1 pseudogene is annotated in these 670 nt (G+C 67.5%); it reads left to right on the forward strand.

The features are described 5' to 3' along the window. Positions 1-270: 270 nt before the first annotated feature. Positions 271-670 (forward strand): annotated as a pseudogene (locus tag MU407_RS14060) (hypothetical protein); the annotation flags it as partial.

Below are 670 nucleotides of genomic sequence, written 5' to 3' on the forward strand. Positions count from 1 at the left end.
GGACACCTGAAAGGTGCTCCTTCCAGTGGATGGCTACGAGTCTGAACAACCCGTATCATCCCAGGTCAGGAGCATCTTTCTCTATGTCGTCCACCAGTCGAAACCACACCTCGATGAAATCTCGAGGGCAGAGCTGGTTCGCGGCCGGTGAGCCGCGGCGAGGGCGCGTCGCGTGTCCCGCGTACGGGTGGGCGCGGGAAGGATGCGGCGGCCGCTCCCGCTGGCCCTCCGCGCAGGATCATCCGTGGGCGCGGCGCCACCACGCCCGCGATGGCGGCGGTGCGCTCCGGCTCGGAGGCGGACTGTGATGAAGCCCAGCTCATGGTCCGGGTGCAGGAACGCCGTCGCCTCGCCGGCACTCTCTACGCCGAGGAGGTCCGGGACCTGGCGCTGCTGTGGACCGTGGACGACGACCATCCCGGTGAGGCGGATGAGTTGGCGGTCAACTGCTTGATCGCCGCCGCCGGTTTGCGGTCGAAGGTCGGGCGTGCGGAGGGGAAGCTGCGCGATGCCGTCCACGCCACTCGTGACCTGCCCCTGTGCCTGGATCTCGTCGCGGGTGGTGTGTTGCCGGTGGAGTGGTTTGAGTGGTTGATCCGCTCCACCTGTCGCCTCGAGCCTGAGCAGCGTCGTCAGGTTGATGATGTGGTCGCTGAGTGGGACCTCGCCG

It is taken from the genome of Brachybacterium sp. Marseille-Q7125 (genome assembly GCF_023062615.1).
GTDB lineage: Bacteria > Actinomycetota > Actinomycetes > Actinomycetales > Dermabacteraceae > Brachybacterium.